The organism is Shewanella psychropiezotolerans (assembly GCF_007197555.1).
GTDB lineage: Bacteria > Pseudomonadota > Gammaproteobacteria > Enterobacterales > Shewanellaceae > Shewanella > Shewanella psychropiezotolerans.
The window spans coordinates 3,847,728-3,863,432 of sequence record NZ_CP041614.1 but is presented as its reverse complement, the minus strand read 5'-3'; the positions used below and the strand labels follow the sequence as shown (position 1 = coordinate 3,863,432).

Below are 15,705 nucleotides of genomic sequence, written 5' to 3'. Positions count from 1 at the left end.
TCTAAAATATACTATCACTTTTTGAATGGATTCTTCCCAATGTCTGCACTCCTTTCTTTCGGGATGAGCTTGGCCAATAAACTGAGTTTTAAAAAGAAATTTACTCTATTAGCCATCGCAACCCTGTTACCTCTCTCCATAGGTGCCGCCTATATTGTTCAACTTCAGTTTCAAGAGGTAAAGAGGGTAGAGCGTGAGCTCACTGGCCTGGCCTTTGTTCAAGGGCTGGCGAGTGTGGATGAAAAGCTTAGCCATCTTAGAGCCGGAGGTCGTGGACAGATAAGTGGGCTAACTAGCTTAGCCGAAGGCCTCGAGCAAGTGTCCCGTCAGAGTGATATCTATGCCTCAGCGGCCCCTCTGTCTGTGGGTCTTTTATCACAAAATATACTCGCTATGGGTCAAGCCGCTGGGGAGTCTGATAAGCAGCGTGTTTCTGCCGCTGATATTGATTTTATTGCCGATCAGCTACAAGATCTCAAAGAGAGTATAGGCGCAGAAACGGGTCTGTCATTGGACGTAGACCCAAGGGGTTTCTATCTTGCTGAGATATATCTTTCACGACTCTCAGAGTTAAGTGATTTCAGCGCCAGAGTCGCAAGCGTATCAAAGCAGGTATTAGCTTCTGCTGGCTTTACTCAAGATACTTATACTCGGCTGGTGGCGCTCAATAACCGCTTGTCAGAGTTGTTACAGAGCAGTGAGAAGACCCTGGGCAGATTAGCCATGCAGGAAAATGATGACAGTATCGGCTCGCTTATCAGGAATATTGAGGAGATGCACCTAGGGATAGAAGAATTTATTCAATTGGTGAACGACAAGCTGATTATTCCGGATAACTTAGAGATAACTGAGCCGGCATTTAAACAGCAAACTCAGGAACAAGCACAACGAATTACCTTAGTGTTGGTGCAAAGCCACCGAGCGCTAGCAGACACCTTAACGAGTCGTGAAAGTGATAAAACGCTGGTGATGTTTTGGTTGATAGCCATAGTAGGCTTAGTGGTGATCGGCAGCCTGTATGCGCTTCTCGTTATTTACCAAGCTATCGTGGTTAATGTGCGGGAGATAGAATCTATCGTTGATCTGGTTTCGAAAGGTGATCTTAGCAAAGAGGTCAGGCTTTCACATACCAGCATATCCGGCAAAGGCGGAGATGAGTTTTCTCACATCGCCAGCGCATTTAATCGTATGCTTGTCAGTATCCGCAGTTTGATCACTGAGGTACAAACCTTGAGTGAGCAGGTGGTTGTTGCCAGTGGTACCATGCTTGAGGTGACTAAAAGTATGGAGGCTACGTTAGCCGCGCAGCAGGAAGAAACCCACCATGTTGCTAGCGCAATTGGTCAGGTATTAGTGTCGGTAAACAGCGTCGAAGCAAGCATGGGGGAGGCGACCAATATCACCGCGAATGCTCAGCAGGCGGTGACACAAGGGCAAGTTGTCATCTTAGACACCGTCGAAGGAATAGATCATATCGCCAAAGAAGTTACCACTGGATCTGAGGTGATCAATCTGTTGGCCGAACATACCAGTGAAATAGGTAATGTGGTGGATGTGATCCGTTCAATTGCCGATCAAACTAACTTGCTGGCACTCAATGCTGCGATTGAAGCAGCCAGAGCCGGAGAGCAGGGCAGGGGCTTTGCCGTGGTGGCCGATGAGGTGCGAACTTTAGCCAGTCGCACTCAAACATCGACCCAAGAGATCCAATCCATGATTGAGCAAGTACAAGCCGGGGTAAAGCAAGCGGTCAGCGCCATGGAGTCAGGCACCAGCCAGGCTGATAAAGGCGTATTACTGGCCAAGGAAGTGAGTCAAAGCATGGCTCAGCTCACCACGAATATGGAGGAAATTGTCGGGGTCACTCAAGAGATCGCCCATGCCGTCGCCGAGCAGCGCATCGCCACCATACAAATAGACACCAAGACTCTCGCTATCGGCCAAGGCGCAGACGAGGCACTCACATCGGCTCAAGGCGCATCTGAGATCTGTATCAGTCTGGCAGAAGATGCCAGAAAGCTAGCCGCGCAGATAGAGGGGTTTAAGCTTTGAAATGGTGATAAGTTAATATGATTTGTATTTCTTCGTTAACTCTATTTATGAGACAGCTCGTCATTTTAGCTGGGAAAATAGTTGGGCTTGATGGCTCTAGAAATTAGTGTCATCAAGCCCAGCGTATAATACTCTTTACTCTTAGCTAGTGATTTTGAATAAGTCAGCTTGGCGATGCTAACGTCATAAATACTTATTCAAGAATGCACTAATTTCACCGTAGGCGACCTTCCTGTTATCTGGATTATCCAGAAAATGGGTACCATTTTTTAACTCGATATATCTAACATTCAATCCCTTACTCTTTGCCTTGCTGTAAAAATCACTGGATTGTTGAAAGTTGACTCGTGTGTCCTTAGTACCATGAATAAGTAAAATAGGGGCTTTTATCTTATCTAGATGGTTGATGGCGGATACGTCGGCGAGGGCTTTCTTAGCGTCGCTGTCAGCCGGGTCGACAATATTGGCAACATAAGTGTCAGCTCTTTCTTCATCATCGATCATCTCTTCGAGGTCGCTTATCCCGGCTATGCTGACGAAGCACTTAAAGGCCTGATTGGTTTGAACGGCGGCGGTGAGGGCCACATAGCCCCCATAACTCCCTCCGACGATACAGGCATCTCCATTAACCAGGTTTTGTTTGTTAAGCCAGTCTACGCCATCCATAACATCTTGCTGCATGCGCCGGCCCCATTGATAATAGCCGGAGGTTTCAAAGTCTGTACCGAAACCGCTCGAGCCTCGAAAATTGATCTGCAGTACTGCGTAACCTTCATGGGCGATAAGTTGTACCAGAGGATCGAAATATCGGTAGTCACGGCTATGGGGGCCGCCATGGGGTAATACCACCAAAGGAGGCTTGCTATTGGGCTGCAAATTAATGGGCATGGTTAGGTATCCAGGAATTTTTTTCCCATCGGATGCCAAAAATTCTATGGCTTGAACCGAGGCCAGTGGCTTATTTTCCAATTTAGGGTATTGCGAGAACCAGATGCCGCCCTTATTAGTACTGAGATCGAACCAGAAGTATTTACCCGGTGAGTTATCTTGGATGGCGTAAGCTAATACCTTGGTATTGTCACGGCTCTTACTGGCAATAAACACCTGATAATCCTCCAGTGATGCCTTCACCGTGTCGAATACTTGCCTATCTTTATCTTTGAAGTAGTAGCGTTGCTGAAAATCATCTGACCAAGTGACGCCGATAAGCTCGCCATCTGAGTCGCTGATCCCGCTATCTAAATCGTATTTTTCATGGCCAAATATTTTCTTTTCAAATTTACCCGATGCAATATCGAATAGCCACAGACTTTGACGTCTGGTCTCACGGTCACTGAGTACGTAGGCTTTAGTGGCATTTTTTGTTAGTCCCAATACGGTAAATGTATCGCCTTTACCGTACTGTTTATGATGTAGTTTTTTAAACTTATCATCGGCAGTTTTTCTATACCAGATGGTAATAAAGTGACCCTTGTCATCAAAGAGTCCTTCTTGTTTTTTTATGCCAATACCCAAGCGAACAGTGCCGTCGTGATCGGCAAACCAGGAGTCAATGTCGTAGGTATTTGCCAAGTATTTGTCGAAACTACCATCGGTCAGATCTACCTTAAAGAGGCTATACCCCTTGTCTCTGGTATCGTATGTGCTGATAAGGATGTGTTGGTGATCATTCTTTAAAGTCGAAACTAAAGAATATGATTGCAGTTTATGCCAGGGATCTTTTCTGAGTCGCCTGTGGGTTAATTCCCTGGCTTTCTTGGTTTCTGTGTCTATGGAGTAGATCCTAGAGACCCTGCTATAGCTTCCGCGATAGTTATCCGGGTAACTGGTGCCAATAATGACATGTTTATTACCGGACCAACGTACAAAGTCGACTCTATCTTTTGCTTTTTTCAGTTGCGCCAACGCGGTGAGCTTATTGCTTGGGAACTGAGATTGCACCACCATAGGCCCCTTAGCCGTGTTGTATATTGACACCATAGATTTACCATCCGGGGAGATCTGAGGTGACTCTAGCAAGGGGAGGGAGCTAAATGACTCTATCGGTATAGAAGCGGCCATTGCAATAGTATTAAGATTTAGCGCGCATGCGAGAGTGATTAGCAGATACTTTATTTTTTTCATGTTCTTACCAAATTAAATCCCTTTATGGATAAAGTATACGATCATGTTTTTTAATGTTCAAGACATGTGAATATTTATATGCTTGGTAACCAAAAGAACCCTTATATTTGGCCTGCTAGTCTGCAATACAAACTAGGCCGTCAGACTAGGAATACTTGATGCGTTGAACATTCATATAAATTCCTTTTTGTGCTGTAAATACAGATGTTCGATTCTGTATTTACAGCCGTTTATCCGGCCGGTTTTAACCATTTTCTGACTATTTTTTCAGATAAATTATGCACCTTAGGGGCAAATAGGAAGGAGATGGTCGCGGCTGCGGGCCATGCCAATATGAAGGCCTTTGCCCATAACCAGAGAAAGTTTGGCGCTAATCCTAAGTTAATCCAGGTTATCCAGAGGGTCATCAGCAGGGACAATACAAAGGACATTAATAGTGAAAATACGATGCGTTGTTTCATCGTGCCTCCTTGTCAGTGACCATGGTTAGTTTTCGATATAGGTCACTTTAGTCAGATTACGAGCAAGATAAGCCAGCGTATGTTCGGCCTCAAAGTGTGCGCTCAGTGCATCACTGTTTACCCAGTGTTCCCAAAGGGTAAAGTGAGACGGATTGTCTTGATGCTGCAGCACTTCAAATTTTAAACAACCAACTTCTTTTGCTGTCGCTTCTGACAATGCGTGCAGTGCCTGCTTGACTTGATCTGTATCTAAGCCAGCTTCTGTAACCAGACCCGCATTTATCCATAATTGACCCATGTTGCCTCCAGATTGACTACTCATTTTTGATTATGAACTAATGACGCTTATGTGATGAGTAGATGTTTATTGAGAAAGTTAGACGAGCTTATATGGTTTCGTTTATTATAAATATACGTAACAATTCAATTATAAATTCCATTTATGAAATCATGTTAGATGACATAGCGCTCTATATCCATATCGTTCAGTCGCGAGGCTTAGCTATCGCGGCGAAGCAGTTACGACTGCCCGCCGCCACAGTGACCCGTCGCCTGCAAAAACTCGAAACTTCTATTGGATGTAAGTTGATACATAGATCCGCCCGTCAGTTTTCTCTGACGGCGGAAGGTGAGGTGTATTACCAGGCATTCTATGAGTTAGTACAGACATTTGAAGCCACACAACGTAGCCTCTCAGCAGACCTACACTTGCTCAGTGGCAAGTTGAAAGTGCTGGCACCGACCAATATATCCACCGGATTACTGCAGCCCATGTGGTCATCGTTTATCAAGTCCTATCCCGATATTCAGCTGGATCTCAGTTTGAATAATGCCAATCAAGATATTTTGGTGGTTCAGGCCGACATCGCTCTGAGGATCGGACCGCAAAAAGATTCTCAGTTGTATCAGAAGGGATTGGGTTTCATTCCAACTGTTCTTGTCGCTTCGACAGACTATCTGAACAATCATGCGGCGCCAGCTCAATTGGACGAACTTTTCAAGCATAGGATCATAGGGGTAAATAGTATTCCCGTATGGACACTGACCCATAGAGTCACCGGCAATGAGGTGGAGCTCACACCTAGTATCAATACTTTTGTTAATGATATTAAGATGGCCAGTCAGTGGGCTTGTGATGGGATAGGTATTGCCTTGTTGCCTATCAGCGAAGTGTACCAAGATTTGCATGATGGCAATTTAGTGCAGGTACTCATAGATTGGTCAGGTCCTAAGCGAGAGCTATACGCCGTCTGGCCTAGTGGCAGACTCTTGAGTGCCAAAGCCAAGTGTTTACGTGATTTTATGCAGGACTATATTGATAAAGATGAGGTGTTGCAGACTCAGGGGATGATTTTAAACAAACCGAATTAGACGGCAAACATGCTTTGTATCCGTTTGTATCTATTTGGGGGTAAACGCTACAATTTGCCAAGGAAGTTAACAAGTGTTTTACATTAAGGTGGTGGCTCTCATTGTTAAAGGGGGTCCCTATGAAAAAAATAATATCGATTTTGAGTCTATGTGCTCTAGCTTCACAATCTGTGATTGCACAAGGACTATCATCGAGCCAGTTTAATGATTGGCACAAGGTAGCAGCTAAGACTGATGGAGGAAAGATCAATAGCCAGGCACGCTTGAGTCATCAGCTAACAACGAATATTGCTGCATTAAATCAGATTTTGCTGTCAGTGGATGAGAGTGTTGTTGTGACATTACCTCTGCCCGATGGTAGTTTTGCAGACTTTAAGTTAAAGCCTGCAGACATAGTTGCTAGCGAGCTTAGTGAGAAATACCCCAATATAAAAACCTTCAGTGGTTTTGAACTCGGAAATCCGGATAATCATGGTCGTTTCGATATTACTCCTCAGGGATTTCATGGCCTGTTTCGATTCGGAGACGAAACTGTCTATATCGACCCTCAATATCGAGGTAATGATGCCCGCTATATCAGTTACTTTAGAAAAGATGCTATCCCTTTAGATCTTAGCAATATGCCAAGAAGACAAGCGCCTAAACATAGAGGTAAGGGACAAGATACATTATTGAATCATGTTAGAAGGGAGGTGACCAATAATAGCCAAGGTCAGGCGACTCAATTAAAAACCTATCGTATTGCCATCTCGGCTACGGGTGAGTACACCCAATTTCATGGCGGAACGAAAGAGCAAGGCCTTGCCGCTGTTATCACCATGCTCAATCGAGTCAACGATGTTTATCAAGCCGATCTAGCGGTGAAGTTAGAGCTAGTCGCTAATAATGACGCACTTATTTTCGTTGATCCTGAGACCGATCCCTTCGCTAATACAGATGCAGACGGTGAAGCGAATACGGGGATCATAGATCAAGCCATAGGCAGTGGCAGTTATGATGTCGGCCACGTTGTTAATACCGGGGGAGGTGGTTTAGCTGGTTTTGGCGTGATCTGTGATGTGAATTCAAAAGGAGATGGGGTAACAGGTAGTGGTAGTCCGACAGGTGATGCATTTAATATCGATTATGTTGCCCATGAGTTAGGGCATCAATTTGGCGCCGATCATACGTTTAATGGCTTATCGGACTCTTGCGATGGCAATCGTGCCGATACCAGCGCCTATGAACCTGGCAGTGGATCGACTGTGATGGGTTATGCCGGTATTTGCGGGCAACAGAACTTACAGAATAACTCTAATGCTTATTTCCATTCACATTCAATCGATGTCATCAAAACTCATATCACGACAGGGAGTGGAGGAAGTTGTGGCCAGATCACTAGCATAACCAACTCAAGCCCCACAGTGGATGCGGGTAAAGATTATGTCATTCCGGCCAGTACCCCCTTTGTGTTGACTGGTAGTGCAAGCGATGTCGATGGTGACAACTTATCTTATGACTGGCAACAGTATGACTTAGGCCCAGCTAGTGCCAGTCTTTCAGAGCAAATCGATGACGGTAAGCGCCCACTATTTAGGGTATGGAGTCCAAGTAGCCAGCCGAGTCGCACGTTTCCAAGACTCGAAGATATATTGCTCAATAAACTCACCATAGGTGAAACGTATCCCAAGACCACTCGTGAACTTAATTTTCGTTTAGTCGTGAGAGATGGCAAAAAAGGTTTATCGCGAGACTCGATGAAAGTCAGCGTTATCGATACCAATCAGGCATTTTCTGTTATTGAGCCCGCGTCAGGATCCTCTTGGTCTAATAATACCCAAGTAGTCACTTGGAATGTTGCTAACACTCAGGTTGCGCCAATTTCCTGTACTAAAGTGAATATCCAGTTGTCGACCGATGCGGGTATCAGTTTCGAGACCGACCTGGCGCTTGGGGTCGATAATAACGGTAGTTATGAGGTCAAGCTGTCACAAATCAGTTCGGATAAAGCCCGCATAAGACTGAGTTGTGCAGATAACATCTTCTTTGCTATTAACAGCGGAAATTTTTCAATTTCCTCAGGTGCAGCCGATGAAAAAATTACCATCTCTGGACTGAAAGCGCCGCTTTCTATCGATGAAGATGAAAAATTGAAGGTAACGGCGGATATGTTCAATTACCAAGGGCTTGTAGCAAGTAGCATTAGCTTGCAAACGGGGAGTAACTATCAGGTTAACGGCGATACTATCACGCCTAAGGCTGATTTTAATGGTGAGATATCTGTACTTGTGACTGGTCATAAAGGTGATATTAAGAGCGAGGCCTTCTCTGTCATCATCAGTGTCACAGCTGTAAATGATGCCCCCGAAGCCGTGAACGATGTAGCCAGTGTAGCGCAAGATTCGAGCAAAAATATTATCGACCCTTTGAGTAATGATTTAGATGTAGATAAAAACAAGCAACTGAGTCTTGTCAGCGTTAATTATACCGGCAAGGGAAGCGTCACTATTATCAACAACAAGTTAAGTTACACGCCTGCCGCCGGATTCTCTGGGAGCGACACCATAACCTATACAGTGCAAGACTCGGAGAAAGCTTCCGCCGATGGGATTGTGACAATCACAGTAAAGGCCATCGGAGGCGAGAGTGATAAGAAATCATCTGGTGGCAGCCTGGACTTCTGGTTATTGATATTAATGCCCTTATTGGCAGGGCGTAGAATGAAAAGGTGGCTTGGATGAATAAGATAAAGCCTCTTATGTCTATGGTGATATCTTTGATGGCCATGATTCAACTCTGTGGTTGTGAGAACCAGTCTCAGTTGGAGATGGACCCAGTGCAGATTAAGGTGGCTGAGGCTGTCAAGGAAGCTGAGCTTCTCGGTGACTATAGACTCTATGCGACGACAGGGAGAAGAATGACTCTGCCTGGGATTTCAATGAATGATAATCAGCAGGCTAAGGCATTATGTGGAGTTCAGTATATGATCGAAACCGGAGACGTTATTTCCACTGAGGAGCAGAGGGATAAACGTAAATATCTCATAGACTTTATGACATCTTATAATCAGGTTATATTCGAAAAGTGTAAAAAGTTACTGATTGAACAAGACCATAATCAATAACAAGTATTAAGCTTGGTATATTAGCCAATGGCATAAGTCCCGTAGCCGTATAGGACTTATGTCAATATGAGACAAAGTTCTGAAATGAAACAAAAACTATCCGTACTCGTTATCGACGATGATATCGAACTATGCAACCTTATCCGTGATTATCTTGTTCAAAATGGATATAGAGTCAATGTCCTTAATGACGGCCTCAACGCCGCCGCGCAGATACTCGAACAAGCGCCTCATATAGTCATACTGGATCTTATGCTTCCTCATGTTGATGGACTCACCATATGTAAACAGATAAGAGATGACTACCATGGCTCGATTATCATGTTGACTGCACTGGATGATGATATCGATGAAGTGACAGGTCTCGAAGTCGGGGCAGATGACTATCTGGCAAAACCGGTTAAACCTAGAGTCTTGCTGGCACATATTAGAGCTCAACTCAGGCATCTTGAGAAGCATAAGAAACGGCAGGAATTAGAAAGTATCCCGTTTGGTAATCAAAGTTTTGTGCTCAACCCCGGCCACAGAACACTCATGGTTGATAATCAAGTGATCGAGCTTACTGGCGCCGAATACGATGTCTTGCTGCAGCTTGCGATTCATTGCGGAGAGATCGTCAGTCGAGAAGCCTTACATAAGACCATTTTTAATTTTGAATATGACGGTATTGAGCGCTCTATCGATCTACGCATCTCCAGGTTGAGAAATAAGTTAAAACTACATAGTGGAGCCGGAAATATTATCCAGACGATTAGAAATAAAGGGTACTTACTTGCGAGATAAAAATGACTAGAATACTGCGATCGGCGACAGCTTTATTCATCAGTTTCATTATTGCTGCCTTGCTGAGTCAGGCTTTTATTTATGATGCAGTAGATAGACTAGCCCTGAGAACATTTAATAATGATCTGTTGCAATATCGGACTCAGATCAAAAACAGTGTCGATAATACCAAGCCTAAACTATGGCATCACCAAGTGGCGTCTCTTTCTGATGATCTTGGTGTTCCGGTATTTATTGATAAACTAAATGCAGATAATTTCAACGAAGAAACCTTAGAGCAACTTGTTTCTCCTATAGGCACTAACGGCATTATCGATCTTGAGATGGGGCTTGTCTATTACCCTGTGTCGAAACAATATGGGATAACAGCGGGTCCATTTTATGACGTGACTCTGGCCTATGCACCAGAGATATTCACCTGGTTATTTGCCTTATTTATGGCCATCATTACCGTCAGTTTACTTCATTATCAAGATATCAAGGCACTGAGACGTCTCAGTGAATCACTCTTTGGAGATACTTGCCCTTCCAATGAGCCGATTAATATCGACTCATTGATCTCTCAAGCTGAATTGATGTCGAGAACTAATCGGCAAAAATCCAATGAACTCGATCAGCTGCTTATCACACAAAGAGATCTCCTCCATGGGATAGCCCATGAATTCAGAAGCCCGCTAGCTCGAATGGAGTTCGCCTTAGAGTTGCTCGAAGAGGCTGATGTGGATAAGCGCTTGCAACTAAATGGACAACTTGAGCGTTCGATTAAAGAGCTCGATGAGCTGGTCAAACAGGTACTGAGATATTCTCGGCTTCAGCATGATGGGGCCGAAATTGAATTGAGCCTAACGAGTGTTAAAGAGTTAGTGGAAATTTCAATCGATAAAGTACAGAGTTTCTATCCCAACATTCAGTTTATCTTCGATGATGAAACCCATTACCCTGTTAAATGTGACATAAAATTAATGGTTATCGCGCTATCCAATATTCTGAGAAATGCGGGACGCTTCGCTTACTCTAAGTGCCTCATTTCAGTCAAAAGCGACAATACTTATCTTCTGATAAGCATTCAAGATGACGGAACCGGGCTAGCTCCGGGTAAGAAAAATCAAATATTTGAGCCTTTTACCCGTTTAGACCCGAGTCGCTCCAGAGATTCCGGAGGATATGGGCTAGGTCTTGCCATAGTGCAGTCGATTATCCATAAACATAAGGGCAGTATTTCGGTCGAGGATGCGGTGATCGGTGGCGCTGATTTTATTATCAAGTTAGGCTAAATATTGAAAATGTATCCAAATTTATTGATTAATTGTATGGCTGTGATCTCTGTGGTAGTGCTCCATTGATCTCATTGTTACTCTGCCATTTTAAAGGGCAGAATAACAATGAGGGGCTGTAAAATAATACCTGTTTTTATAACGTGAAATGAACTCTTAACCCCCATACCCATGAATTATCTGCCTCAGGGGTCAACGGTAAAGTATGGAGGTATTGAATATTAGGGCTGAACGTGAGGTGAGCATTAAGGCGGTATTTGTAAAAAAGTTCGCCCGTGTATTGGTCATCAAATTGCGTACCGAACAAGGCTTTATTGGGCTTGCCCCAACCAAGGGCAAGATTAAGGGAGTCTTGTCCTGTGCCTAATCCAACGAAACCTACCCCAGCGGTTACAGAGCTTGAGAGCAAACTGGCATCTCCCTCAGCGTAGCCTGCGCGTAAGAAAGGGATCCATCGTTCAATCATATAGGTGGCTGATAAATTGATGCCTTGACTGTCCTGTGTGCTGTGGCGGGTGCCGCCATCGAGTTGCCAAGCAATAAGATGAAGATTACGGGTATAAAATTGATCTAATGATTCAATCCAACCCAGTTCCAGTGAACTAAAAAGCGCCTGCTCATCAAAAATTTTGCTAAAAGCTTCAAAAGGGTGACTGGAATCGGCATTACCATCGGAGAGACTGGCTAAGCCATATAATTCCTCGTTAAACATGTGCCTAACCGATATCCCAAATGTAGCTTCATCGGGCATTGCAATCGTGCCTGCACCTGTGCTGAAGATGAAATTGGAAAATCCATTCCAGGGGTTGCCTAATGCATAGGTGTCAATGTAGTCGGTGGTATCAAGAAAACCGATTAATAACTCGGTATCATTCTGGTTAAACTGCTGCTTCCAATACAGGTTGGTTAAACGCAAGCCTTGATCACTAAGGATGGGCTGTATGAGTCCAACGGCTCCGACATTGTCGATGACAAATGCTTTAGGGCTAGTGTCTGTGTATCTATGACGATGTTCTACTTTTAAGACATATTTACCAGTGTCGTTTTGCTTGTTTTCAATCAGCGTCCAGTCAACCATCAGCCTTATGATGCCTCCGGCAGCATTGGAATTTTTATTTGATTGGGTTTCGGTTGCTCCAGTGACATAAGTCAGGTAATCGGCATCGATATCGACGACAGAATTAGCTTGTGGCGTTACAGGTGTAATGGGCAACTCAATGTCAGGATATTCTTTTGCAATAGGCTGACTTGTTGGAGGAATAATGGCGACAAGTATGGTCAGCCAAGCAAAACAAAAATGTACGGGGATATTAGTACGCTTCATGATATTAATCCTTTAATGTCATCGATTCTTGAAGTTGTGGCATGGTGGGTAACAGCTCAAAAGAGGACAGCAGCATAGAGCAGATGATTAACATGCTGTAGGCCAATGTGAACCAAGGGGTCATCTTGCCGCCGAAGGTGACATATCCATTGCTAGCGTGTTTTTTTCGACTGATCTGCGCGAGTATTGCTGGAAAGATCCCTCCCCAAATCGCCCCAGCTAATCCGGCAAAGCCGATGGCGATAAGAAATCCGTTAGGGAACATTAATGAACATAAAAGTGGGGGCGCCAGCACTAATAATCGTGGATAGCGATCGGATAAGCCCCATTGATTAATCATGATGTCTGACAGGTAATCAAGTAAGCCTTTTGCCACACCGATAAAAGAGGTGATCACCGCCACTTGTACAAAGAAAAACAGCAGGGCATTAAGCTCACCACTGTTATGACCTATCAGCGAAACAATGCCTTCAATATTGGTATTACCAGCATTCACTTTAGCAATCATGTCATTTTGGCTTTGGTTTCCCATAATGACGAACATCCATAAAATATAGAAAACACTCACAATTGATAGTCCAAGAAAAATGCTTTTCATGACACGCTCTGGCTTGTTTTTATATAAGTTTCTTAGCATGGGGATTATTTGTTGGTAACCTGCTGCCGCCATAAAGAAGGGGAGGGTTAATATGACATAGGGCAAGAGTGGGATAGTGCTATCGAATAGTGATTGCTCCTTATCGATAATATTGCTTAATTCTACTGTATTACCAAGGTCTATAAGAAGATAAGCAAAAGTACATAACATAATAAATATTAATGAACATGAAATCTTGCTGATAATAATGGGTTTGCAACAGATTATAACGCCTAAAACAGCAGTGAATAACAAGGCTGATAATGTTGAGTTTATTTCAAACCCAACTAGAATTTCACTGTAAACTTTGATTGTGTCTGTTCCGGCGGTAATATAAGCATATAATAAAATGAAGCCATTAAATATCATCATGGCATCATTGAAATATGTGGGTTTGTTCCCCATGCAATCTTTTATCATTGAATGAAACCCAGTCCCAACGGGGTAGTTCATATTCACTTCTAGTAACAATGAGCCAGCGGCGAGCATATATATTGCAGTCAGCACCACGACCGCGACACTGAGGAGAAACCACATGCCGATACTGACAATTGGTAGGCTCATCATACCTACACCGACAGCTGTGCTGACGACTACGGCTGCACCGTATATAAGCGAGAGTTTATTATTAGAATATTCCATAACTAAGTAACCTATAGTAATTAGTTTATGATGATGACCTCATATTGCGCCGAGATAGACTCGGGTAAACATCATCAATTAAATAGCCATGCCATTCATTATTTAATGAATGGCATGGCTGGTCTTGATAATGTTTAAACGGGAGTGAATTGTGCGAGGAAGTGCCTCAGAACAGGCGGCTCAACAGTGAATGTATAGCCTGGGATCTCTGATTTTTTCTCTATCAACTTAGCGAAGACATTGACCACATACTCTATGTGTTCATTGGTGTAAACTCGCCTAGGGATAGCGAGTCTGAGAAGTTCGGTTGGTGAGTCTTTTTGCTTACCAGTTTCAGGATCTCTTCCAAGTAGTAAGGAGCCGATTTCAGCGCTGCGGATACCCCCTTCCAGATATAGGGCAATAGCGAGTGCGTGCCCAGGAAACTGATGAGCGGGAATGTGAGGCAGGAAGGCTTTGGCATCAATGAACACAGCATGCCCGCCATTGGGGCTTTGAACTGGGATGCCCGCTTCAGCTAGTCTTTCACTGAGTAAGGAGACCTGACTTATCCGTGCTGTTAGGTAGGAATAATCTATTGCTTCATAGAGTCCTACCGCCATGGCTTCCATGTCTCTGCCTGCTAAACCACCATAAGTGGCAAATCCTTCCATCGGAATACAAAGCACCTGAGTTTGCTGGTAGAGATCTATCCTATTTTTGAAGCAGCATAGCCCGCCAATGTTGACCATGGCATCTTTCTTGGCAGACATGGTAAACATGTCTCCGTAGCGGAACATGGTTTTAACAATCTCATCGATATCGATATTAAAATATTCTGGATCACGTTCTTTGATAAACCATGCATTTTCAGCAAAGCGTGCAGCATCAATAACAACCGGAATGTTGTTTAATTTGGCTATGGCATAGACTTCGGCCATATTATCCATAGAGACTGGTTGTCCACCCATACTATTGCAAGTGATTGTCATGATGATCGCCGCTATGTTTTCGGCCCCATAATGTTCAATATTATTCTGTAATAAATCGACATCAAAGTTGCCTTTCCATCGGTGAAAAGCACTGGCGTTGTACGCATCTTCGATGACGACATTGATAGCTTTTGCTCCATTAAGTTCAACATGGGCCGCGGTGGTATCAAAGTGGTAATTAGAGATAAACACTGGCTCTTTACCGCCTCGTTTTTCTTTCATTTCTTTGATTAAAACCGGAAAAAGTATTTGTTCGGCGCCTCGTCCCTGGTGCGTTGGAATAGTATATCGATAGTCAAAAATATCCGTGACAGCTGCTTCCAATGCATAATAACTTGAGCTGCCAGCATAGGATTCATCTCCACGCATGATGGCTGCCCATTGCTGGTTACTCATGGAGCCTGTGCCGGAGTCAGTTAGCAGATCGATAAAAACCTGCTCGCTTCTCAATAGAAAAGGGTTAAAACCTATATCAGTCAGTGCTTGAAATCGCTCTTTTTCAGTGAGCAAACTAATAGGCTCTACAGCCTTAATTTTATAAGGTTGGGGTAAATTAAACATAGTATTAACTCTCTAATTTAATAAAGTAAATATATGGAAAATATTTTTTTAAAATCAGAGAGTGTGTGGGCTGCTGACAAAGTTAAGTTTTATCTTTGGATCTTGGGTAAACCAACAGAATAGAATGGCCGCAGAGATGGGAACGAATATATTTAAATCTTGAGGAGTGAATAATGGTGAATTGAGTATTGTCATATTATCCTCTCCAAATGATTCGGGTGGTCATTAATTATACACATCGTGGTATTTAAGTAAAGGATGTCGTTCTTTGTAAGGTAACCTTATAATATTAAAAAAATTTTATTTTTAAACTGTCGTTAAAAAACTGCTAATTTAAATTTCGATTGAATGGAAATTATCTTTAATGTAAAAATAAATACCTCTGAAATGAACCTAGAGATA

At 43.5% G+C, this 15,705-nt stretch carries 12 protein-coding genes; 6 read left to right on the top strand and 6 right to left on the bottom strand.

Annotation, left to right across the window (positions count from 1 at the left end):
* Positions 1–39: 39 nt before the first annotated feature.
* A complete protein-coding gene (locus FM037_RS17180; protein ID WP_144046980.1) occupies positions 40–2,052 on the top strand; it encodes a methyl-accepting chemotaxis protein in 2,013 nt (670 codons plus the stop codon).
* A gap of 183 nt (positions 2,053–2,235) precedes the next feature.
* On the opposite strand, the gene FM037_RS17175 is transcribed toward FM037_RS17180, so the two are convergent.
* The 3 genes from FM037_RS17175 to FM037_RS17165 form a co-directional block, all read right to left on the bottom strand.
* Positions 2,236–4,176 (bottom strand): alpha/beta hydrolase family protein, encoded by a 1,941-nt coding sequence (locus tag FM037_RS17175; protein WP_144046979.1) that lies wholly within the window; start codon positions 4,174–4,176, stop codon positions 2,236–2,238.
* A gap of 230 nt (positions 4,177–4,406) precedes the next feature.
* Positions 4,407–4,637 carry a DUF2798 domain-containing protein gene (locus tag FM037_RS17170; protein WP_144046978.1) on the bottom strand — a complete coding sequence of 77 codons (231 nt, stop codon included), beginning with the start codon at positions 4,635–4,637 and terminating at the stop codon, positions 4,407–4,409.
* A gap of 25 nt (positions 4,638–4,662) precedes the next feature.
* The gene (locus tag FM037_RS17165) at positions 4,663–4,935 is read right to left on the bottom strand and encodes a putative quinol monooxygenase (RefSeq protein ID WP_227993336.1); all 273 of its coding nucleotides are present in this window, start codon (positions 4,933–4,935) and stop codon (positions 4,663–4,665) included.
* 152 nt (positions 4,936–5,087) lie between these two features.
* Here FM037_RS17165 and FM037_RS17160 point away from each other — a divergent pair, with 152 nt between their 5' ends.
* The 5 genes from FM037_RS17160 to FM037_RS17140 all read left to right on the top strand — a co-directional run bounded on the left by FM037_RS17160 (position 5,088) and on the right by FM037_RS17140 (position 11,168).
* Entirely contained in the window at positions 5,088–6,008 is a 921-nt protein-coding gene (locus tag FM037_RS17160; protein ID WP_229380927.1) for a LysR family transcriptional regulator, read from the top strand.
* Between the two features lie 119 nt (positions 6,009–6,127).
* Positions 6,128–8,728 (top strand): reprolysin-like metallopeptidase, encoded by a 2,601-nt coding sequence (locus FM037_RS17155; protein WP_144049008.1) that lies wholly within the window; start codon positions 6,128–6,130, stop codon positions 8,726–8,728.
* The gene (locus tag FM037_RS17150) at positions 8,725–9,111 is read left to right on the top strand and encodes a hypothetical protein (protein WP_144046976.1); all 387 of its coding nucleotides are present in this window, start codon (positions 8,725–8,727) and stop codon (positions 9,109–9,111) included. The genes FM037_RS17155 and FM037_RS17150 overlap by 4 nt, the downstream gene beginning before the upstream one ends.
* 84 nt (positions 9,112–9,195) lie before the next feature.
* Positions 9,196–9,894 carry a response regulator transcription factor gene (locus tag FM037_RS17145; protein WP_144046975.1) on the top strand — a complete coding sequence of 233 codons (699 nt, stop codon included), beginning with the start codon at positions 9,196–9,198 and terminating at the stop codon, positions 9,892–9,894.
* Between the two features lie 2 nt (positions 9,895–9,896).
* Positions 9,897–11,168 (top strand): ATP-binding protein, encoded by a 1,272-nt coding sequence (locus FM037_RS17140; RefSeq protein WP_144046974.1) that lies wholly within the window; start codon positions 9,897–9,899, stop codon positions 11,166–11,168.
* A gap of 136 nt (positions 11,169–11,304) precedes the next feature.
* On the opposite strand, the gene FM037_RS17135 is transcribed toward FM037_RS17140, so the two are convergent.
* The 3 genes from FM037_RS17135 to FM037_RS17125 all read right to left on the bottom strand — a co-directional run bounded on the left by FM037_RS17135 (position 11,305) and on the right by FM037_RS17125 (position 15,303).
* Positions 11,305–12,492: a carbohydrate porin gene (locus FM037_RS17135; protein ID WP_144046973.1), complete on the bottom strand. Its 1,188-nt coding sequence runs from the start codon at positions 12,490–12,492 to the stop codon at positions 11,305–11,307.
* A gap of 4 nt (positions 12,493–12,496) precedes the next feature.
* Complete coding sequence (locus FM037_RS17130) at positions 12,497–13,771, bottom strand: aromatic amino acid transport family protein (protein ID WP_144046972.1); 1,275 nt, start codon at positions 13,769–13,771, stop codon at positions 12,497–12,499.
* Between the two features lie 134 nt (positions 13,772–13,905).
* A complete protein-coding gene (locus FM037_RS17125) occupies positions 13,906–15,303 on the bottom strand; it encodes a tryptophanase (RefSeq protein ID WP_144046971.1) in 1,398 nt (465 codons plus the stop codon).
* Positions 15,304–15,705 lie beyond the last annotated feature (402 nt).

Excerpts from the sequence above, each read along its gene's own strand:
- FM037_RS17170 (WP_144046978.1), bottom strand. The coding sequence starts at position 4,637 with ATGAAACAACGCATCGTATTTTCACTATTAATGTCCTTTGTATTGTCC.
- FM037_RS17165 (WP_227993336.1), bottom strand. The coding sequence starts at position 4,935 with ATGGGTCAATTATGGATAAATGCGGGTCTGGTTACAGAAGCTGGCTTA.
- FM037_RS17155 (WP_144049008.1), top strand. The coding sequence starts at position 6,128 with ATGAAAAAAATAATATCGATTTTGAGTCTATGTGCTCTAGCTTCACAA.
- FM037_RS17145 (WP_144046975.1), top strand. The coding sequence starts at position 9,196 with ATGAAACAAAAACTATCCGTACTCGTTATCGACGATGATATCGAACTA.
- FM037_RS17140 (WP_144046974.1), top strand. The coding sequence starts at position 9,897 with ATGACTAGAATACTGCGATCGGCGACAGCTTTATTCATCAGTTTCATT.
- FM037_RS17180 (WP_144046980.1), top strand. The coding sequence starts at position 40 with ATGTCTGCACTCCTTTCTTTCGGGATGAGCTTGGCCAATAAACTGAGT.
- FM037_RS17130 (WP_144046972.1), bottom strand. The coding sequence starts at position 13,771 with ATGGAATATTCTAATAATAAACTCTCGCTTATATACGGTGCAGCCGTA.
- FM037_RS17150 (WP_144046976.1), top strand. The coding sequence starts at position 8,725 with ATGAATAAGATAAAGCCTCTTATGTCTATGGTGATATCTTTGATGGCC.
- FM037_RS17160 (WP_229380927.1), top strand. The coding sequence starts at position 5,088 with ATGTTAGATGACATAGCGCTCTATATCCATATCGTTCAGTCGCGAGGC.
- FM037_RS17175 (WP_144046979.1), bottom strand. The coding sequence starts at position 4,176 with ATGAAAAAAATAAAGTATCTGCTAATCACTCTCGCATGCGCGCTAAAT.
- FM037_RS17135 (WP_144046973.1), bottom strand. The coding sequence starts at position 12,492 with ATGAAGCGTACTAATATCCCCGTACATTTTTGTTTTGCTTGGCTGACC.
- FM037_RS17125 (WP_144046971.1), bottom strand. The coding sequence starts at position 15,303 with ATGTTTAATTTACCCCAACCTTATAAAATTAAGGCTGTAGAGCCTATT.